Source organism: Rugosimonospora africana, assembly GCF_016862975.1.
GTDB classification, from domain to species: domain Bacteria; phylum Actinomycetota; class Actinomycetes; order Mycobacteriales; family Micromonosporaceae; genus Rugosimonospora; species Rugosimonospora africana.
Genome location: NZ_BONZ01000110.1, coordinates 1 through 19,602, shown reverse-complemented (window position 1 = coordinate 19,602; position 19,602 = coordinate 1). Strand labels below are relative to the sequence as shown.

The following is a 19,602-nucleotide window of genomic DNA, read 5'->3' as shown; positions in this document are numbered from 1 at the left end:
TCCTCGGACAGGGCGGGCTCGGACAGGGCGGGCTCGGACAGGGCGGGCTCGGACAGGGCGGGCTCGGACAGGGCGGGCTCGGACAGGGCCGGCACGTACCGGAAGCCGGGCAGTTTTTCCTCCAGCGCGCGCAACTCCTCCTCGAAGCACAGGTCCCGTCGGGTTCGCGCGCCGTAGTAGTAGGTGGCCCGCCGGCGGATGCCGCGCTCGGCCATCGACCGCAGCAGCGACAGGATCGGCGCCATGCCGGCCCCGCCACCGAGGAACACCAGATCGGCGTCGCTGTCGCGCAGCGTGAACACCCCGAACGGCCCGGTCAGCCGCAGCCGGTCACCCACCGCCAGCTGCCGGTCGAGGAAGTGCGAGAACAGGCCGTCCGGATACACCTTGATGACGAACTCCAACTCGCCGCTGCCCCGGCTGGAGGTGTTGGCCATGGAGAACGAGCGGCTGGCGTCGGTGCCCGGGACGGCGATGTCGACGTACTGGCCGGGAAAGAACATGATCTCGGCGGGTTCGAGCAACCGCAGCACGAGGTGGCGCAGGTCATGGGTGACCGGCCGGTTCGCGACCACCTCGGCCACCGCCTCCTGGATCGGCAGCCCCGAACGGATCATCTCCTCGTCGTAGTTGAGCAGCTCGATCGTCACGTCCTCGTAGACGTGCGCCCGGCAGAGCAGGGTGAAACCCTCCTCCTTCTCGTAGTCGGGCAGCGCGAAGGTGGAGTACCGGTCCAGCTCGATGTCGTCGCCGTCGAGGACGAACGACTTGCAGGAGGCGCACTGGCCCTCCTTGCAGCCGTGCATGAGCATGATGCCCTGCTCGGCGGCGGCCCGCAGGACCGTCTGCCGCTCGTCGACCTCGATCTCGATGCCGACGGGCTCGAACCGCACGACGTGCTTGTCTGCCATGACTCCCTCGCGGGTCACGCGCTGTGGATCCGGGTGCGGGAGGGGCCGCGACCGCGCGGGCCGCGGCCCCTCCCCCGGTCGGTCGATGTCCGGGTGGTCGATGTCCGGGTGGTCGATGTCCGGGTGGTCGGCTCAGGCGTCGGTCGGGGCCGGGCGCCCGGCCGGGCCGCCGCGCACGTAGTTCGCATGGAACGCCGCGCGCTCCTCCGGGGTCATCTCGTTCAGCAGGACGTTCGGGCTCTGCAGCGGGGGCATCCGGCGCAGGTGGTCCAGCGTCCACATCTTCTTCGGGTCGAGGTCCAGGTGCGGCTGCGCGACCAGCGTCTTGCCGTCGTCGCGCACGTACCCCATGTCGGTGACCACGTCGGCCCAGTTCCAGCCGTGGTACAGCGTCTCCCACTCACGGGCGCCGATGAGCTGACCCATGTTCGGGGTCGACCGCCCCTGGTACGACGGCCGGAACGCCACCGTGTCGGTCCACCGGCAGGCTTCGTGGCAGTACGTGCGCACCTGCCCGTCGACCTCGTCGATGACCATGTCCTCCCGGACCAGGCAGGGCACCATGCAGGTCCAGCACCGGTGCGGGTACTGGTAGTCCACGTCCTCCGCCACGATCGGGTGGTGTCCGTTGGGCCGGGACAGCCGGTTGTAGTTCTCCCACCACTTGCCGTACCGGTCGTACCAGCCGGGGTACTTGTACTCGAACCACTCGAAGTCCTTGTCGGTCATCGGGTCGATCCGCCAGTAGTTGGCCAGCCAGCCGGTGGCGAAGAACTGCGCCACCTCGTGCACGTACCCCTTGTTCCAGATCTGGTTCCACGCCTCCTCGATGAGGTCGTGCGGGATCACCAGCCCGTACTTCTCCAGCGGCACCAGGTAGCTGCGGTAGTAGTCGTCGTAGATCCACCGGCGCCACATCTCGGCGTAGCTCTCCCGGTCCTTGCGCCGGTCCTTCGTGCCGTACTCGATGAAGGTGCCGATCGCCGCGTCGACGACCCGGTGGTTGTTCCACCACGCGTAGCGCAGGTCGCGCTCCAGCAACTGGTGGTTGCTCTCGTCGGACAGCGCCATGAGCAGCGTCGCGTACCCGTTGCTGATGTGCCGGGACTCGTCGGACTGGACCGAGTGGAACACGGTCGGCAGCAGGTAGTCGCCGTTCGCCGCGGCCTCGGCGGGCATGGCCACGAACAGCGTGTTGGTGAACGCCGTCTCGGCCACGATCGTCAGGTAGATGCTCGCCGCGGTGATCGCGTCGCCGGTGATGAAGCCCTCGGCGAACTGCCGGCCGATGGTGCCGCAGTAGTCGTTCTGGAAGTTGCGCAAGCTTGAGTTGAAGCCGGCCGGGTCGATGTAGTTGTTCATGTACAGGCGCTTGAGGTTCTGCTGGATCGTCGAGTGCCGTACCTCGTCGATCATCTGGATCGCCTGGCCGTTGTGCAGCTCGGGGTTGGGTACCGTGCGGAACAGCAGCGGCATGGCCCGGGCCGCCGAGATCTCCGGCAGCGGGATGATGCTCAGGAACAGCTTCTGCCACTCCAGCCAGCGCTCCTGGACCTGGCGGAACATGTTGCCGCGGATGGCGCCGTCGGACGCGCCGTACACCCGGTGGTCCTTCTCCTCCTGCATCGGGAAGTACGAGCGCAGGACCTGCTTGAGCGGGTCCTTCTTCTGCGCCTTCTGGAATGTGTAGTCGGTCCCGTACTGCGACACCGGCTCGTGGTACATCGGCTCCCAGGACAGTTCCTGGATCTTCTGGTGAGCCTTCGCAACGCTCTGACGGCTCATGGTCACTCCTCACCCGTCACTCGGGTCGGCTGAGGCTCACCCGTCCTCAGCCGGTTCGCCTTGTCGTACCGCCGGCACCCGGCCTCGCCGGCGACACACCCCGTCCGGTGGGGACCGGTCCCGTCAGGCGGTCCCCACCGGGCGGCCCCTCAGGCCGAATCACACCCCGTAGCGGCGGCGCCACGCATCTCATCATGAGACGGCAGGTAACCGGCCACGATCAGCCGCGATCGGCCCGGTACCGGCCGTCACTGATCGCCGAACACGGCGGCGCGCACCTCGGCGAGCCGCGCGTGGACGCTCGCCGAGACCCGCCGGTCCCCCTCGACGACCGGCTCGATCCCCAGCGCCCGCAGCAGCTGCGCCGCCGGCACGCCGGGGTCCCCGGTCTCTCCGAGTACGGGGTGCAGACCCTGCGCCGCCAGGTGGTGGAAGACCAGGTTGACGATGCTCCACGGGTTGAAGCTCTCGGCCCGGGAGCCCGGCGGTTGATCTGGCTGGTCCGACGTCGGTTGATCCGACGTTGGTTCATCCGGCGCTTGTTGATCCGGTGCTGGTTGAGCCGGCGCTCGTTGATCCGCCGTTGGTTGATCCATTGCGCGCCTCCGTCCGGTCGACGGGTACCGCCGCCAGCATCAGATGGCGCGAAAGGCACATTCGCGGTCTCAACATGAGACACATCGGGGCGCCCCGCCGCCTATCTTGTAACCACGACGAAACCTTCATCGCCGCGCGCCCGGAATCCCACGCCGGTGCGAGCGGTCCGGGAGGCTGGGGGGACCGGATGTCGCCCAAACCACGCCCAAAAAACACAGATGGAGACCGGCTGGCGCAGACGAGGGAGCGGTTCCTGACCGCTGACGCGTTCGAACCGGACGAGGTACGCGACGCGATCCTGGCGTCGTGGTGGCGGTCGCGGCACTGGAATGTGGCCGCCGACCGCATCGACCTGTCCTACGTCCGCGACCCCGACCTCGACACCCCGCTGACCCGCAGCGCGATGCCGGTGCTCAGGCACCTGCGCGAGCATCTGGACGGCCAGCCGATCAGCATCATCCTCACCGACCAGCAGGGCGTGGTGCTCAGCCGGCTGACCGCCGACCGTGATCTCGACCGGCACCTGGACAGCGTCCGGCTCGCCCCCGGCTTCAGCTACGCCGAGGAGTTCGTGGGGACCAACGGCATCGGTACGGCCCTCGAGGGCGGCCGGCCCATGCACGTGTTCGGGCACGAGCACTACGCCGAGCACCTGGAGGACCTCGCCTGCGCGGGCGTGCCGATCCAGCACCCGATCTCCGGCCGCACGGTCGGCGCCGTCGACCTGACCTGCTGGCGCAAGGACGCCGGGCCGCTACTGGTCGCGCTCGCCAAGACCACCGCCGACCAGATCCGGCTGGCTCTGCTCACGGACAGCCGGAACCGGGAGTTCGGGCTGCTGCAGGAATACTTGCGGACCTGCCGGCGGACCGCCGGGATCGTCTTCGCGATCAACGGCGACACGGTGATGATGAACGAGCACGCCCGGCGGGTGCTCGACCCCGCGGACCAGTCGGTGCTGCTCGCCCGGGCCGGCGAGTCGCTGGCCGGCAACCAGTCGCACACGCTGCGGGTGGAGCTGCCCACCGGGCTGACCGCGCGGATGTACTGCCGTCCGGTGCTGGCCGAGGGGCAGCCGGCGGGCGGCGTCATGCACGTGAAGCTGATCGAGCCGGCCGGCCGGCCGGTGGCCGACACCGGAGGTTCCGGTCTGACCTTCGTACCCGGCCTGGTGGGCTCGGCGCCGCTCTGGCTGCGGGCCTGCCACCAGGTGGAAACGGCGTACGACACCGGCGAATGGCTCGCGCTGGTCAGCGAGCCCGGAGCCGGGAAGCTCGCCGTCGTCCGGGCGGTGCTCCAGCGCCGCCGGCCTGCGGGCAGGCTCCGGGTACTCGACGCGGCCCAGGCCATCGAGGACGACTGGCTGCCCGACACGTGCCGGGAGCTGCGCGAGGGCGAGGGCGCGGTGGTGATCCAGCACGTCGACCGGCTGGACGCGCAGCAGCTGCGGGTACTGGCCGCGGAGTTGGCCGCCTGCCGGGCGGCGGGCCGGCAGGAGACGCTGTGGGTCGCCGTGACGCTCACCCGACGGGAGCAGGACGGACACCTCGCCGAGGTGCTGCGGTTCTTCCCGGGTACGGTCGAGGTGCCGCCGCTGCGCCACCACATCGAGGACCTGCACGACCTGGTTCCGTTCTTCCTCAGCCGGGCGGGTCACGACGGCCGGCTGGTCTGCTCCCCCGAGGCGATGCAGTTCCTGCTGCGCTACAGCTGGCCGGGCAACACCGCACAGTTGCGGCAGGTGTTGCGCTGGGTCGCCCAGCACCGGCGTACCGGCGTGATCCACCCGCACGACCTGCCGCCGGAGTGCTGGACGGTCAGCCGGAGGCTGCTCAGCCCGCTGGAGTCGATGGAGCGGGACGCGATCGTACGCAGCCTGCTCGACTTCGACGGCAGCAAGGTCAAGGCGGCGGAGTCGCTGGGCATCTCCCGGGCCACGATCTACCGGAAGATCCACGAATACGGAATCATCGCGCCGAACAGCTGAGCGCCCTTCGGCAGCCGAGCCTCGTTCGACAGCTGAGCAGCCGGTACGGCTTGCCACCGGCGCGATATTCATGGTTACATATCAATGCCTTATGGGCTCGGGTCTCGCTGGCGACCAGGTTGGGCGGACCGCCCGCCGTTGAACTGCTTCTTCAGCGTGCCGCTTTTCGGATACCGATTTTCGGATAACCGATCTTCAAGGTGCTTGTTTTCGAGGCGCCGACGGTCACGCGGAGAAGATCATGTCCGGCGATCGTCGCGAGTGGCCCGTCGTTTCGTGGGACAACCTGGCTGCCCTGACGTTGGGTCAACGCGACACGTCGAAAGGCACTCCCGTGAGACTGAGACTCCGGTACAAACTGCTCGGCGCGGGGGCCGCGCTGAGCCTGGCGGCCGCCGGCGCGGTGTTCGCCCTCGCGATGCCGGCCACCGCGCACGGCGCGCTCCAGATTCCCGGCAGCCGCACCTGGCTCTGCTACGAAGACGGCCTCACCTCGACCGGCCAGATCATTCCGAACAACCCGGCCTGTTCCGCGGCCGTCGCGCAGAGCGGCGTCAACGGGCTCTACAACTGGTTCGCGGTCCTGCGCTCGGACGGCGCCGGCCGCACCCGCGGCTTCATCCCGGACGGGAAGCTGTGCAGTGCGGGCGCGACGGTCTACGACTTCTCCGGTTACGACCTCCCGCGCACGGACTGGCCGGTCACCCACCTCACCTCGGGTGCGACCATGCAGTTCCAGTACAACAAGTGGGCGGCACACCCGGGCTGGTTCTACCTTTACATCACGAAGGACGGCTGGGACCAGAACTCGCCACTGACCTGGGACGACTTCGAGAGCACCGCCTTCTCCTCGGCGGACCACCCGCCGTCGGTCGGCGACCCGGGCAGCGTCAACTCGTACTACTACTGGACCGGCACGCTGCCGCAGAAGACCGGCCGCCACATCATCTACTCGGTGTGGCAGCGCTCGGACAGCAGCGAGACGTTCTACGGCTGCTCCGACGTCGTGTTCGACGGCGGCAACGGCCAGGTGACCGGCATGGGTCCGGGCAGCGGAGGCTCGCCGACGCCGACGCCGACCCGTGCCAGCCCGACCCCGAGCCGTACCGTGTCGCCGACGCCCAGCCGCACCGTGTCCCCGACACCGAGCCGCACCGTGTCGCCGACGCCGAGCCGGACGTCGTCGCCGACGCCGCCCCCGGCCGGCAACGGATGCAGCGCCAGTTACCAGGTCACGAGTTCGTGGTCCGGCAACTTCCAGGCGTCGGTGACCGTCACGGCCGGCTCCGCCGCGATCAGAAGTTGGACGGTCAAGTGGACGTTCGCCAACGGGGAGTCGATATCCCAGATCTGGAACGGCACCCTGACCGCGAGCGGCGCGAACGTCAGCGTGGCCAACGTCGACTACAACGGTGCTCTCGCGGCCGGCGCGTCGACGTCGTTCGGGTTCCTCGGCTCCGGTACGGCCGGCAGTTCGGTGACCGGCCTGACGTGCACGAGCGCCTGACCGTCACCGGCACCTGACCGGCGCGGCAACACCCGCGCGCCCGCGCGAATCCGCCGGCCCGGATGGGCCGGCGGGTTTGCGGGCGGCGGGTTTGAGGGCCGTGGTTTGAGGGCTGCCGGCGCGGGTACCGGCCGGCTCGTGACCGGCGTGGAGATGGAGCCGGCCGGGGACGACGATTCGATGTGGGAAATCAGGACGTGCCCGGAGTGTGGCGTGGTCGTGTTGATCGTGCCGCGCCCGGTTCCCGACGACATCGACGCCGAGTTCGCGGTGCGGCTGGAGGAACACCAGCGGCGGCGCCACGCGGCGGACTGATTCGCGCCCGTGGCCCGGTCCGCACCCGTGGCCCGATCCGTGACCCGATTCCATCCGTGGCGGTCAGCGTGCCGCACCCTCCGGTTCGTTCCCGGCAGCCGGTTCGTGACGTTCGTTCGTGACGTTCGTTCGTGACGTTCGTTTGTGACGTTCGTTCGTGACGTTCGTTCGGGACCGTCCCTTCGGGACGGTTCGCTCGTGAAGCAGTGGCGATTGTCAATGTCTTGACGCGGGCGCGGCGAGGCACCTAGAGTCGCCAGCCAGCGATCGTCGAAACATGTTCGGGAACTTTCGACGTCACGGACCGCCCGTGGACAGGGCACGCCGGCCGGCTGCGACCACCGAGCCGCCGGTGCCCGGACGGTCCGGCCGATCCGACCGGGACCCCGCCAGCGTCGCGGGCGCCGCCAGCCTCGCGAGCGCTGCCAGCCCCGCGAGCCCCTTGGCGCGGCGCGCCTTGCCGTTCGTTCACCGCGTCCCCGGGCGCCGCATCCGCATCCGGCGGATCTCGGTGAGCGCCACGAACTCGTGGACCTCCGACCTCGTGGAACACCTCCGATCTCAAGGAGCACTCAGCCATGTCACGGACACTCGCTCGACGGCGGGCCGCCGGTTTCGCCGCCGCCCTGGCCGTCCTCGGCGCCGGGATCGCCGTCGCGGTCGTCGCGCCGCAGCGCCCGGCGCAGGCCGCCTCGACGCTCGCCCAGTACGCCGAGGCGAAGGGCCGGTACTTCGGTTCGGCCACCGACAACCCGGAGCTGACCGACGCCCCGTACGTCGCCATCCTCACCGGCGGTGAATTCGATCAGCTCACGCCGGGCAACTCGATGAAGTGGGACACCACCGAGCCGACCCAGGGCCAGTTCAGCTACACCAAGGGCGACGCCGTAGTGACACTCGCCCAGCAGCACAACATGTCGATCCGCGGCCACAACCTGGTGTGGCACAACCAGTTGCCGGGCTGGGTGTCGAGCCTGCCCACGGGCCAGGTGCAGGCGGCGATGGAAAACCACATCACCAACGAGGCCACGCACTACAAGGGCAAGGTGTTCGCCTGGGACGTGGTCAACGAGCCATTCAATGACGACGGTACGTACCGGACCGACGTGTTCTACAACGCGATGGGGGTCGGGTACATCGCGGACGCGCTGCGCACCGCGCACGCCGCCGACCCGGGTGCGAAGCTGTACATCAACGACTACAACATCGAGGGCAGCGGCGCGAAAGCGGACGCGATGTACAGCCTTGTCTCGTCGCTGAAGTCGCAGGGCGTACCGATCGACGGCGTCGGGATCCAGGGACACCTCGCCACGCAGTACGGGTTTCCCGGAAACATGCAGCAGAACCTGCAGCGCTTCGCGGATCTCGGGCTGGACGTCGCGATCACGGAGCTGGACGTGCGCATGCCGCTTCCGGAGACGGCCGCCCAGGACGCGACCCAGGCGACGTACTACACCAACGTGGTCAAGGCATGCCTGGCGGTCAGCCGGTGCGTCGGCATCACCATCTGGGACTACACCGACAAGTACTCGTGGGTACCCAGCACGTTCCCCGGGCAGGGCGCTCCGCTGCCGTGGGACGCGAACCTTGCCAAGAAGCCGCTGTACGACACGATCGTCGCGGCGCTGGGCGGCCCCACCACCCCGCCCAGTTCGACGCCGCCCAGTTCGACGCGGCCCAGTTCAACACCGCCCAGTTCGACGCCGACGACCTCGACGTCACCCACCCGGACGCCACCGACCAGCGCGCCGCCCGCGTCCGGCCGCTGCCACGTGACGTACCAGGTGGCCAGCCAGTGGAACACCGGCTTCACCGCCAACGTGACGGTCGCGAACACCGGTTCGACCGCGATCAACGGCTGGACGCTGCGGTGGACGTTCGCGAACGGCCAGAAGGTGACCCAGTCGTGGAACGGCACGTTCAGCCAGAGCGGTGCGCAGGTGACCGTCACCAACGTGAGTTACAACGGCACGATCCCGGCCGGTGGCAGCACGTCGCTGGGCTTCAACGGTTCGTGGAGCGGTACGAACGCGGTGCCCACCAGCTTCACCGTCAACGGCACCACCTGCGCCTGACGCCGGCTCCGGTACCGGGGCGGGAGCCCGTCCCGGTGCCGTGGGGCTCAGCGGTGCCGTACCCAGACGTTGGGCTCCACGTACTCGCCACGGTCGGCGGTACGGTCGATGACCACCGGGGCGAGCGCGCCGGGTACGACGTAGGGTCCGGAGTCGGGGAACCGCATGCCGGTCCACCCTTCCCACTCGGCGACGGTGCCCGTCATCGTCATCGAGCGCTCCGCCTCGGCCAGGATCACCGCACCCATCCGGTGGTGCGTGCGCAGCCACGGATCCAGCGGTGCTCCGTCGTCCCGGGTCCAGTGCATGAAGCGCCGCATCGGCGACAGCGGGTACCGGGCCTTGAGCGTGGGCCGCACCGGGGCGATGACACGGGACAGCCCATCCCGCTCGGCCCGTGCGCACATCCGGCCGAGCAGGTCGGCGGCCAGCCCCCGGCCCTGGCAGTCCTCGCGCACCTGGGCCGCCATGACGACCAGCGTGTCGGGCTGCCGGCCGTGCTCCTCGACGGCCCGGACCATCGCGCCGGTGTACCCGCCGGGCAGGTCCTCGACGGTGCCGTTCCAGCACACCGGCACTCCCCAGCCGCCGGCCACGATCGTGTCGCGGCCGGCACCGTCGCTCCCGGCGCGCTCACTGGTAGCGCCCCCACTGGCAGCAGCCTCACTGCCAGCGCCGTCACTGGCAGCGCCCTCACCGCCGGCGCCCTCACTGGCAGCGCCGGCATTGCCGGCGCCGCCGTCGAGCAGCAGGAAGTTCAGGTCGGCGAACAACTCCGCGACGCGGGAGGCGTACCTGTTCACGGTCGGCTCGTGGAAGATGAACTCCGGCCAGCCGGCGGAGAAGATCTCATCGGCACGCTCTGCCAGATCGGGCCGGTCGCGGGCGATCTCCAGGCGCGGGTTCACAGCCGCGACACTAGCCACCCGCCGCCCGGCGCCGCCACCGGATATGGCGCGGACGGTAGGACATCCGTACTGCTCGACTCGGGATCGTTGACACTGACCCGGACGGGGGCGCGGGCGCGACAGTGGTGTGGTCGGATCACGCACCGAAGGAGACAGCGCCATGCGACGGGTCGCTCCCGCAATCCTGTTGTTCTTCCTCGCTCCGCTCGTCGCCGAATTCCTGCTCGGCGACTTCACGGTCGAGTACCTGTTCGCCCTCGTCCTGCTGGCGCCGATGTACGGCGGCGGAGCGATCCTGATCCGTGAGGTGACCCGGCGCACCGGCCGCGGCTGGCCGAGCATCGTGTTGCTGGCGCTCGCGTACGGGGTGTTCGAGGAGGGCATCACGACACAGTCGCTGTTCGACCCCGACTACGCCCACGCGCACCTGCTCGACCGAGGATTCGTCCCGGCGCTGGGGATCGCGGTGCCCTGGACGCTGTTCGTGCTGACGCTGCACACGGTGTGGAGCATCAGCGTACCGATCGCTCTGGTCGAGGGCCTGACCGTGAAGCGGCGCACGACGCCCTGGCTGCGGGCTCCCGGACTCGTGGTGGCGGCGGTGCTGTTCGGGGTCGGGTCCGTGGCCACGGTCGCCACCTCGTACGCCACCGATCACTTCCTCGCCCCGTGGCCGGCGCTGGCTGTGGTGGTCATCGTGGTGGTGGCCCTCGCGGTCGTCGCGCTGCGGCTGCCGCCGGTACCGGGGCAGGCCGCTCCGGCTGGCGGTGCGGGCGCTGTCGGCGCCGGCGGTGCGGGCGGTGCAGGCGGTGCAGGCGGTGTCAGTGCCGGCGCTACCCGTGCCGGCGGTGTGGCGGCGCCGGCCGCCTGGGTTCCGTTCGTGGCCGCGCTGGCAGCCGGCGCGGCGTTCATGCTCGCCCGGGAACTGCCGACCGCGGCCGGCTTGCCGCTGCTCATCGCGGCGATCGCGGCCGTCCCGGTCGCGGTACGCGCCTGGTCCCGCCGTACCGGTTGGGGTGCCCCGCACCGGCTCGCGCTGGCCGGTGGCGCGCTGCTCACGTACGCGTGGCACGGGTTCCTCACGCACCCGATCGAGGGCGACGGCCCGGTCGTCACGCCGGTCAGCCACGTGGTCTTCGCGCTGGCCGCGCTCGGATTGCTGGCCCTGGAGTTGCGGGCGCTGCGCGCCCCGGCGGATCGGGCGGTCGAGCCGGTGCACGCGCCCGATCCGGCGGCGGTCACTCCCTAGCGCATTCCACAGTCCACTCCACGGATCGGGCCGCCCACTCCACAGATCGGGCTACTCCACAATCGGCGCGCGGTCAGGCGCCCGCCGGTGCCGGGGCCGGGGTCCCGGCACCGGCATCGACACCGGCATTGACAACCGCCCCGGCGCTGGCGCCGACAGCGACAGCGGCTCCGGCTCCCGCCACTGCACCCGCTCCCGCCCCGGCTCCCGCTCCCGCCCCGGCCTCGGCTCCGGTGAGGAAGCCGGTGATCAGCGCGGCGACGTGGTCGGGGTGTTCGGCCACCATGGCGTGGCTCGCGCCGGCCAGCGGGAGCACCCGCAGGCACGGGTTGTTCCGCACGGTCGCGATCCGCTCGACGAGCCCGTGCCGGTAGGCGGCGTACAACTCGTGGAACGGCTGCTGCTCCGGTAGGTCCTCGGTGGCGAGCACGAGCAGCAGCGGGCAGCGGACCTCGCGGTACACCGGGACGAGGTCGAGCGATTCCATGGCCAGCCGCAGTTGTTCGGTCAGGTCCGGCTCGGGGCGCAGGCGGCTGCCGTCCGGGTACGGCGCGAGGCCGCGCTCGAAGCTCTCCACCCAGTCGTCCTCGGCGCCGCCGTACCGCTGGGCGGTGGCGCGCGCGGCCTCCCGCCCGGCCTCGACCTGCTCCACGGTCATCGGTGTGGCCATCGCCGCCGACATCGCGGCGAACACCTCCCGCAACCGGTCGAGTTCACTCGCCGCGTCGGCGGGCGGCATGCCGGCCAGTTGGTCCGCGCGGCTGGGCGTCGGGTTTCCGTCCAGGCTCACCGCCCCCGGGCACTCCGGATGGCGGTGTGCCCACTGCGCGGCGAGCATCCCGCCCAGCGACATGCCGACCACGGCCGGACGGAGCAGGCCGAGTTCATTGGCGGCCGCGGCCAGGTCTGCCAGCACCTCCTCCCAACTCCACGGCCCGTCGCCGGACCGGCCGTGTCCCCGCAGGTCGACGGTCACCACGCGGAACGCCGGGCACAGCGCCGCGGCCAGCCCGGTCATCGTGGCGAGGTTCCCACCGGCCCCGTGCAGGAGCAGCAACGGGTCGCCGGAGCCGCCGAAGTCGCGGGCGACGATCGGCACCGCGGGCGACGTGAGCAGGATGTCTGGCGCGGTCAACGTGGCTCTCCCTGAAGTAGGCGGGTTCGGATCGAGTCGGGTACCACCCCGCCCTGCGGGTGGCGGGCGAGCTTGCCGCGGCTGACCAGGTCGTGAACGCCCTGCCGGGTGATGCCGAGCATCGCGCCGGCCACCGGGTACGGGACGGACTGCGCGGTGGGGTGCCCGACGCGGTACGCCAGCACCTGGCCCAGCGGCGAGGCCCACCAGTCGACCGGCGGCTCGAACGGCCCGTCGGCCGGGTACAGCGTCGACATCACGCGCATGACCGCACGGATGGCGGCCTGGTCGTCGTCGCCGGTCATCTGCCGGGCCCAGGTCTCGACCCGGCGGCGCAGCAGGATCCGCAGCGCCCCGACCGCGTCGCTGCTCGCAGCGCCACTCGCACCACCGTCACTCGCACTGCCACCACCGGCACCGCGACTCGCACCGGTGCCGGTGGGGCCGTCGTCGAGCAGGATCTCCATCGGGTCGAGCAGCCTGATGTCGAGGATGCGCAGAAGCTGGTCGACCAGCTCGGCACGGCTCGGTCTCATGACACCTCCCGGTCTCTTGACGAGCATCGTCAAGTACTTGACGACGAATGTCAAGGAGTGGCCCGAGCGGTACGCGAACCGGGCCGGCGCGCACAGGTCGCGGCCGGCCCGGTCATTCGGTCGGAGAGTCAGGACGCTGCGCTTGCGTCCATCCACGCCTTGAGCGTCGGGCCCGACTCGAAGCTGGTGATCATCGCGTACCGGGGCGCGTCGCCCACGTGGTACACCGCGTGCCACAGGCGCTCGGTGTCGACGACGAACTGCGCGCCGGCCGGCAACGGGATGTGGCGCTCGGTCGACGGATCGTCGCGGTCCTCGCGCAGCACCATGTAGCTGTCCGGGTTGTCGGTGAGGTTGAGCCACGCCCGGACGACCCAGCCGGCTCCCTCCGGGTTGAGCCGGTTGTTGTCGTCCTGGTGCAGGTACCGGTCGGTCACCGAGGCCAGGTCGGTCGACGGCTGGAGCTTGATGACGCGTACCCGGCCATAGGGCGAGCCCACCGAGCGCACCCAGTCGCACAGTCCCGGCGCACGCTCGGCGTTCTTCGTCCACACGCCGTCCTTGTCCGGCTTGCCGTGCTCCCAGAAACCGCGCGGGTCGTCGTCCCCGTTGGCCGAGGCCAGTACCGCGAAGTTGGTGTCGCCACCCGACTGCCAGTCCAGGTACGTGAGGCTCTCCCACTCACTCGGGTCAATCTTGCCGGCGAAGGGGCGCAGGACGGCGAAGCCGGTCTCCGCGAGTGCCTCCAACGTTTGATGCCGTGGTTGGACCGTTGTCATTCGTTTCACCTCTGATATGCCTTGAAAGCCATGTTATGGTGAGAATACGGACAATTTAGGCGTACTGCGTTGAGTTCCGCCGAATCCCCGCTTCCCAACGGGGTCGCCGCGCACCCGGCCCAAGCGTTCACGATGATGAACGATCCGTGACGGTGGTCAACGTTGATGCCCTGGCGATGCACTCATACGACTGCGGAAATAAGTCCCGCACAAACCGCTGAGCTGCGAATTTGGCGATCCACTCGGGCACCGAATCGCCATCGTGGTATTGACATATGCCAGTTAGGATGATTCTCTGCCTGTTACTCGCCGTACCCACTCCCCGCACAAACTCCGCAGGGACGGCGAGTACGCGTAATAGCAAGGCTTGTTAAGAGAACCGTCGCTCCGCAGACCCCGCCGGGAGGACACCTCGTGCACGTTCCTCGCCTACGCAGCGCCGCAGACGACCGCGCCACAGACGACAGCGCCACCCGCCAGAGCCCCGCCCGCCGCAGCCCCGCCCGCCGGAGCCCCGCGCGCCAGAGCCCCACCCGCCTCAGCGTCACCCGCCAGAGCCCCGCGCGCCGCCGGCCACATGGCTCGCGCGGCCGGTTCCTGACCGCCACCCCGGCAGTCATCATCGCGGCGGTCATCGTCGCGGCGGCTACCACGACCGTCGGGGCCGTCGGCGCGTCCGCCGCTCCGGCGGCGCCCGCGGCTGTGCCCGCAGCGCCCGCAGCTGTGCCCGCAGTTGTGCCCGCAGCGCCGGCGGCGACCACCGCGGCGGTCTCGATCGACCCGCTGCACACCACGGGCCAGTTGCCCGCCGACTACCTCGGGTTGTCCTTCGAGGCGGCGATCCTGCCCACCCAGGTGCTGGACAGCAGCCGGGGCAACCTGGTCAACCTGATGCGGACCCTGTCCACGAGCGGGCACCTGCGCTTCGGCGGCAACTCGATGGACGCGCGTACCTGGTGGCAGCCCGGCGGGCGGACGGTGCCGTCGTACGCCACGACCGTGGTCAGCCGTCCCGATCTCGACCGGCTGGACGCGCTCAGCCGGGCGGCGGGGTGGAAGGTCGAGCTGGGCGTCAACCTGAAGTACCTGGACACGGTGAGCGTCGCCGACGAGGCCGGGTACGCCCGCACGACCCTGGGTTCCCAGTTGCTCGGCGTCGAATGCGGCAACGAGCCGGACCTGTACGCGGGCTACTCCTACTCGACGTACCTGCCGCAGTGGCAGTCCTGCGCGAACGCGGTCGGCACCCAGACGCCGCTCATCGGGCCGAACTGGTCCGGCGTGATTCCCGGGCAGTTTCTCGACGACGAGGGGTCGCGGCTGTCCTTCGCCGCCGCGCACTACTACCCGCTGAGCAACTGCGGCGGCACCACCGCCACGGTGTCGGACCTGCTCTCGACGGGTACCGCGACCAACGAGACGCTCCGCTTCGCCACCGACGTGTCACTGTCCTTGGCCCGCGGGCGGTCGTTCCGGATGGACGAGACCAACTCGTCGGCGTGCGGCGGCACGCCCGGGGTGAGCAACGTCTACGCCTCGTCGCTGTGGTCTATCGAGTACCTGCTGAACGGGGCGCAGCAGGGCGTCACCGGCATGAACCTGCACGGCAGCCTGGACGTGTGCGGCAGCAACTACGCGGCGATCTGCGCCACCAGCGCGTCGAACCTCTCCGGGAACGTGTTCAGCGCCGCGCCGCTGTACTACGGGATGCTCATGGTCAGCCGGCTCGGCGCGGGCTCGTTCCTGCCGGTGGGCGTCTCGTCCGGTTCGGTCAAGGCGTACGCGGTGCGCGGCGCCGACGGCAACACCCGGGTGCTGTTGCTGGACAAGGACGCGGTCGGCGGTGCCCCGGTCAGCGTGCAGGTGAAGGGGCTGACCGGCAGCGGCCCGGCCACCGCGGTCACCATGACCGGCGCCTCGCTGACCGCCGGCGCGAGCGGCATTCACGTGCAGGGCGCGCAGGTCGGGGCCGACGGTACGATCGCGATCCCGGCCGGCACGTCCGTCCCGGCCGCTTCCGGCGCGTACACCGTCTCGGTGCCGACCGGCAGCGCGGTGGTGCTGACGGTTCCGACGGCCGGAGTCACCCAGTCGCCGGTACCGGTCACCGGCCAGACCATCGTCGGCCAAGCCAGCGGCAAGTGCCTGGACCTCACCGGCAACGGCACGGTCAACACCACGCCGGTCCAGCTGTGGACGTGCAACCACAACTGGAACCAGGCGTGGACCGCCAGCGGCGGCGCGCTGGTCAACCCGTTCAGCGCGAAGTGCCTGGACGTGTACGGCGCCGGTACCGCCAACGGAACGGCGGTCCAGCTGTGGGACTGCAACGGTACGGCCGCCCAGCAGTGGAAGGACAATTCGGACGGCACGATCGTCAACACCCACTCGGGCAAGTGTCTGGACGCGGTGGACCTGGGCACCGCCAACGGCACCCGGTTGCAGATCTGGAGCTGTGGCAGCGGTACCAACCAGCGCTGGAAGCTGGCCTGAGACACGAGCCGGGGCACCGCCGACCCGCGGTGCCCCGGGTATACAGGACCGGTGACCGCGAATTCCCACGCCTCGAATTCCTCCGCCTCGAACTCGCCCGCCTCAAGCTCGCCCGCCGCCGGGATGCGCGCCGCGGCGTCCGCGTTGCTCGCCGGGCTCGACGAGCCCCGGGCCGCGCTCGGCCACCTGCCGTTCGAGGACGACCAGTCACGCCGGTGGATCGAGTACCGGCCCGAGCCGCGCCCGGGCGCGAGCCTGTCCGACCTCGGCCCGGCGCAGCGCAAGGCGGCACACCGGCTGCTCGCCACCGGGTTGAGCCCGTACGCGTACGCCCAGGCGATGACGATCATCGGGCTGGAGGAGACCCTGGACCGCCGGGAGAACTGGGTCAACGAGCGGCACAGCAACGACTACTGGGTCGTGGTATTCGGCGAGCCGGATGGCGACCAGCCGTGGGCGTGGCGCTTCGAGGGACACCACCTGTCGGTCACCATGACCGTCCGTGGGGAGGAGGTCTCCCCCGCACCGGTGTTTCTCGGCGCGAATCCAGCCCGGGTCAGCTACGCCGGCCGGGACGTGGTGCGCCCGCTGGCTCCGGAGGAGGACCTGGCCCGCGACCTGCTCGACGCGATGGGCGACGGTGGGCGGGCTCAGGCGGTCGTGGCGGACGAGGCACCGGTGGACATCCACAGCTCGGTACGGCCTCGGGTGCGGGTACCGATCGAGCCTCGCGGTATCGCCGCTGTCCGGCTCGACGCCAGCGCCCGCACGCTGCTGGATCAGCTCGTCGGCCTGTACCTCGGCCGCCTGCCTGATGAGGTGGCAGCGCGCGAGGTGGCCCGGGTGAACCGGGACGAGCTGCATTTCGCCTGGGAGGGCCCGCTGCGGCCCGGTCAGCGGCACTACTACCGGATTCAGGGCCCGGATCTGCTCCTGGAGTACGACAACACGAGCGAGGACGGCAACCACGCGCACACGGTGCTGCGCCGCCCGTTGAGCGACTTCGGTGAGGACGTGCTCGGCAACCACCGGGCGGCACGGCATACGGACCGCTCATGACAAACGGACCGCTCATGACATACGGCCGACTCACGGCACACCGACGGCTCACGGCGCGCGGGCGGCTGCTGAGGGGTCGTCAGCCCGACGTGCCGGTCGGGCACCCGGTGTAGGTCACCTCGCCCAGGTCGGAGAAGCCCCACACCTCCGTGTTGCCGGGCTCGCCACCGTGCTCGTACTGAAAGATGAACCCCACCGGAATCGCGGACGGGCACGGTACGAGCACGTCGAACGTAACGGTGACCCAGCCGACGGCGCCGGCGTCGAGCCGGTGCCCACCGGCCCGGGCGGTTGTCAGCTGGCCGCAGCTGCCCCAGGCCGAATCGAGCTGCTGCAGACCGTTCAACGGCAGATCCACCTCCACCCGGTCGATGGTCGTCGCCGCGTCGGATCCGTTGACCAGTTCGACGCCCAGCTGCAACTGCTTCCCGAGCTGCACCGCGCAGCGGTTGCCGGTGCCGACCAGCGCCGGCTGGCGGGCCGGCGCCTGCGGGCTGGTGGACGGCGACGCGACCGGCGTGCCGGCGTGCCGGACCCCGACCAGATATCCTGCCAGGCCACCCACGAGGATCGCCGCGACGAGGGCCCATGCCGTGGTGGAGCGCCGCCAGGGCGGGCGCGAGGCGACCGCACCCGCCTCGATGATGTCCGCGCCACCGCCACCGCCACCGCCGCCACCACGACCGTCACCGCCACGACCGTCGCCGTCGCGGTCGCCGCGATCGGCGGACACCCGGATGATGCCGACCTCTTCGGCGTCGCGCCAGCCCGCTCGGGAATCACGCGGCTGACCGGAGGCGGGATCGTTCATCGGCCCAATATAGGCGGCCCGGCCCGATATGTGGGCGGCCCGGTTGGCGGGGCCGCTCGTTGAACCAGCGTGAGGCGAAACCAGTCGATCCGATGAACGTGCTCACCGTCAATGCCGGTTCACACAGCCTGCACCTGGTCTGCGTCGAGGACGGACACGAGACCCGGCGGCTCGACTCGACTCAACCGCCCGGGTCGGCCGCCACCGATGAGGCGATCGCCGGATTCCTCAACGGGCACGGGCCACCGGACGCGGTGGGCCACCGCCTCGTCCACGGCGGGGACCGGGTACGCCGCCCGAGCCTGGTCGACGACCGGCTACGCGGCGAGTTGGACCGCCTCGCCCCGCTCGCGCCGCTGCACGTACCGCCGGCCCTGGCCATCCTGGACACCCTGCGCGCCAGGCTGCCCGGCGTACCGCACGTGGTCTGCCCCGACACCGCGTTCCACGCCGGGCTTCCGGAGGCCGCCGCCACCTTTCCGCTGCCCGAGCAGTGGCGGCGGCGGTGGGGGCTGCGCCGGTACGGGTTCCATGGGCTGTCCTACGCCTGGGCACTGGGCCGTACCGCACAGCTGACCGGCCGGGCGGTCGACAACCTCCGGGTGGTCATGACCCACCTGAGTGGCGGGAGCTCGGTCTGTGCCGTGCGCGACGGGCGCAGCCTGGACACGTCGATGGGGTTCACGCCGCTGGACGGCGTGCCGATGGGTACCCGCAGCGGAGCGGTGGACCCGGGGCTGCTGCTCTGGTTGCTCGGTACCGAACCCGACGGTACGGCGCGGCTGAGCGTGGCGGAACTGGAGGACGGGCTGAACCACCGCTCGGGGCTGCTCGGCCTGTCGGACGGCCGGTCCAGTGACACCCGGGACCTGGTCGCCGCCGCGGACGCTGACCGGTCGGCCGCGCTCGCCCTGGAGGTCTTCGTCCACCGGGTACGCCGCGAGATCGCCGCGGCCGCGACCAGCCTCGACCGGCTCGACGCCGTGGTGTTCACCGGCGAGATCGGATGGGACCAGCCGGAGGTACGCGACGGGGTCTGTGCCGGCCTCGGCCTGCTGGGGGTGCCGATGCCGGTCCGCGGCAACCGGGCGGATGACGGCGCGATCAGCCCGGAGGGTTCGGCCGTGCACGTGCTGGTGATCGCGCCCCGGGAGGAGTTGCAACTGGCGGCCGAGACGTCGACGGCACTGTAGGTCGGACCCGCGCTGTGGCGAATAGCGACAATCCCATTCTTATACGGCGCCGCGACTATTTCAGAGATAGTCATCGATTCATCGGTGCGGCCCCCGACAGGGCTCGTTCCCGCTGGTCACGAGCGCGAATCGGCCCTCCGGACACCATTCGGCCGGCGGCGGGATGAATGGATTCTGCGCGAATGGCCAATGTCGATCGCCAAGCCCGCCAGATATGGTTTCCAGGATTCGCTCTCGTGATAGTCGGGGGTATCGAGGGGGG

Annotated in this window: 16 protein-coding genes; 8 read left to right on the top strand and 8 right to left on the bottom strand. The window is 70.4% G+C overall.

Annotated elements, in window-relative coordinates:
• The 3 genes from Raf01_RS45335 to Raf01_RS50305 form a co-directional block, all read right to left on the bottom strand.
• The coding region (locus Raf01_RS45335; protein ID WP_203924362.1) for an NADH:ubiquinone reductase (Na(+)-transporting) subunit F at window positions 1–911 on the bottom strand (911 nt) is incomplete at its 3' end.
• A 132-nt stretch (window positions 912–1,043) separates the two neighbouring features.
• Window positions 1,044–2,696 carry a ferritin family protein gene (locus Raf01_RS45330; RefSeq protein ID WP_239134490.1) on the bottom strand — a complete coding sequence of 551 codons (1,653 nt, stop codon included), beginning with the start codon at window positions 2,694–2,696 and terminating at the stop codon, window positions 1,044–1,046.
• A gap of 248 nt (window positions 2,697–2,944) precedes the next feature.
• On the bottom strand, window positions 2,945–3,292 hold the full coding sequence (locus Raf01_RS50305) for a Rossmann-fold NAD(P)-binding domain-containing protein (RefSeq protein WP_239134489.1): 348 nt from the start codon (window positions 3,290–3,292) through the stop codon (window positions 2,945–2,947).
• A 188-nt stretch (window positions 3,293–3,480) separates the two neighbouring features.
• On the opposite strand from Raf01_RS50305, the gene Raf01_RS45320 reads away from it, so the two are divergent.
• From Raf01_RS45320 to Raf01_RS45305, 4 genes are all read left to right on the top strand, one after another.
• Entirely contained in the window at window positions 3,481–5,280 is a 1,800-nt protein-coding gene (locus Raf01_RS45320; RefSeq protein ID WP_203924361.1) for a sigma-54-dependent Fis family transcriptional regulator, read from the top strand.
• 334 nt (window positions 5,281–5,614) lie between these two features.
• Window positions 5,615–6,787 (top strand): lytic polysaccharide monooxygenase, encoded by a 1,173-nt coding sequence (locus Raf01_RS45315; protein WP_239134488.1) that lies wholly within the window; start codon window positions 5,615–5,617, stop codon window positions 6,785–6,787.
• A 138-nt stretch (window positions 6,788–6,925) separates the two neighbouring features.
• The gene (locus tag Raf01_RS45310; protein WP_203924359.1) at window positions 6,926–7,102 is read left to right on the top strand and encodes a hypothetical protein; all 177 of its coding nucleotides are present in this window, start codon (window positions 6,926–6,928) and stop codon (window positions 7,100–7,102) included.
• A gap of 578 nt (window positions 7,103–7,680) precedes the next feature.
• Window positions 7,681–9,177 (top strand): glycoside hydrolase family 10 protein, encoded by a 1,497-nt coding sequence (locus Raf01_RS45305; protein WP_203924358.1) that lies wholly within the window; start codon window positions 7,681–7,683, stop codon window positions 9,175–9,177.
• 47 nt (window positions 9,178–9,224) lie between these two features.
• Here Raf01_RS45305 and Raf01_RS45300 read toward each other — a convergent pair whose 3' ends face one another.
• Window positions 9,225–10,085: a hypothetical protein gene (locus Raf01_RS45300; protein ID WP_203924357.1), complete on the bottom strand. Its 861-nt coding sequence runs from the start codon at window positions 10,083–10,085 to the stop codon at window positions 9,225–9,227.
• Between the two features lie 160 nt (window positions 10,086–10,245).
• Between Raf01_RS45300 and Raf01_RS50740 the strand changes: the two genes are divergently transcribed.
• The gene (locus tag Raf01_RS50740; protein WP_203924356.1) at window positions 10,246–11,334 is read left to right on the top strand and encodes an AF_0692 family protein; all 1,089 of its coding nucleotides are present in this window, start codon (window positions 10,246–10,248) and stop codon (window positions 11,332–11,334) included.
• Between the two features lie 73 nt (window positions 11,335–11,407).
• Here the strand turns inward: Raf01_RS50740 and Raf01_RS45290 are convergent, their stop codons facing one another.
• From Raf01_RS45290 to Raf01_RS45280, 3 genes are all read right to left on the bottom strand, one after another.
• The gene (locus tag Raf01_RS45290; protein ID WP_203924355.1) at window positions 11,408–12,469 is read right to left on the bottom strand and encodes an alpha/beta fold hydrolase; all 1,062 of its coding nucleotides are present in this window, start codon (window positions 12,467–12,469) and stop codon (window positions 11,408–11,410) included.
• The gene (locus tag Raf01_RS50280) at window positions 12,466–13,005 is read right to left on the bottom strand and encodes a hypothetical protein (protein WP_239134484.1); all 540 of its coding nucleotides are present in this window, start codon (window positions 13,003–13,005) and stop codon (window positions 12,466–12,468) included. Before Raf01_RS50280 ends, Raf01_RS45290 begins: the two co-directional genes overlap by 4 nt.
• 128 nt (window positions 13,006–13,133) lie before the next feature.
• On the bottom strand, window positions 13,134–13,784 hold the full coding sequence (locus tag Raf01_RS45280) for a hypothetical protein (protein WP_203924354.1): 651 nt from the start codon (window positions 13,782–13,784) through the stop codon (window positions 13,134–13,136).
• 414 nt (window positions 13,785–14,198) lie between these two features.
• Between Raf01_RS45280 and Raf01_RS50275 the strand changes: the two genes are divergently transcribed.
• Together Raf01_RS50275 and Raf01_RS45270 are read left to right on the top strand one after the other, a co-directional pair.
• Complete coding sequence (locus tag Raf01_RS50275) at window positions 14,199–16,277, top strand: glycosyl hydrolase family 79 C-terminal domain-containing protein (RefSeq protein WP_239134483.1); 2,079 nt, start codon at window positions 14,199–14,201, stop codon at window positions 16,275–16,277.
• Between the two features lie 51 nt (window positions 16,278–16,328).
• Window positions 16,329–17,336, top strand: coding sequence for a DUF3500 domain-containing protein (locus Raf01_RS45270; RefSeq protein ID WP_275413203.1), 1,008 nt, complete (start codon window positions 16,329–16,331; stop codon window positions 17,334–17,336).
• A 79-nt stretch (window positions 17,337–17,415) separates the two neighbouring features.
• Here the strand turns inward: Raf01_RS45270 and Raf01_RS45265 are convergent, their stop codons facing one another.
• Complete coding sequence (locus Raf01_RS45265) at window positions 17,416–18,147, bottom strand: hypothetical protein (protein ID WP_203924353.1); 732 nt, start codon at window positions 18,145–18,147, stop codon at window positions 17,416–17,418.
• 92 nt (window positions 18,148–18,239) lie between these two features.
• Between Raf01_RS45265 and Raf01_RS45260 the strand changes: the two genes are divergently transcribed.
• Window positions 18,240–19,340 carry an acetate/propionate family kinase gene (locus Raf01_RS45260; RefSeq protein WP_203924352.1) on the top strand — a complete coding sequence of 367 codons (1,101 nt, stop codon included), beginning with the start codon at window positions 18,240–18,242 and terminating at the stop codon, window positions 19,338–19,340.
• The last annotated feature ends 262 nt before the right edge of the window (window positions 19,341–19,602 follow it).

Bases quoted from the DNA above. Each gene is read 5' to 3' on its own strand.
- Raf01_RS45305 (WP_203924358.1), top strand. From the start codon at position 7,681: ATGTCACGGACACTCGCTCGACGGCGGGCCGCCGGTTTCGCCGCCGCC.
- Raf01_RS45280 (WP_203924354.1), bottom strand. From the start codon at position 13,784: ATGACAACGGTCCAACCACGGCATCAAACGTTGGAGGCACTCGCGGAG.
- Raf01_RS50740 (WP_203924356.1), top strand. From the start codon at position 10,246: ATGCGACGGGTCGCTCCCGCAATCCTGTTGTTCTTCCTCGCTCCGCTC.
- Raf01_RS45265 (WP_203924353.1), bottom strand. From the start codon at position 18,147: ATGAACGATCCCGCCTCCGGTCAGCCGCGTGATTCCCGAGCGGGCTGG.
- Raf01_RS50280 (WP_239134484.1), bottom strand. From the start codon at position 13,005: ATGAGACCGAGCCGTGCCGAGCTGGTCGACCAGCTTCTGCGCATCCTC.
- Raf01_RS45330 (WP_239134490.1), bottom strand. From the start codon at position 2,696: ATGAGCCGTCAGAGCGTTGCGAAGGCTCACCAGAAGATCCAGGAACTG.
- Raf01_RS50305 (WP_239134489.1), bottom strand. From the start codon at position 3,292: ATGGATCAACCAACGGCGGATCAACGAGCGCCGGCTCAACCAGCACCG.
- Raf01_RS45260 (WP_203924352.1), top strand. From the start codon at position 18,240: ATGAACGTGCTCACCGTCAATGCCGGTTCACACAGCCTGCACCTGGTC.
- Raf01_RS45320 (WP_203924361.1), top strand. From the start codon at position 3,481: ATGTCGCCCAAACCACGCCCAAAAAACACAGATGGAGACCGGCTGGCG.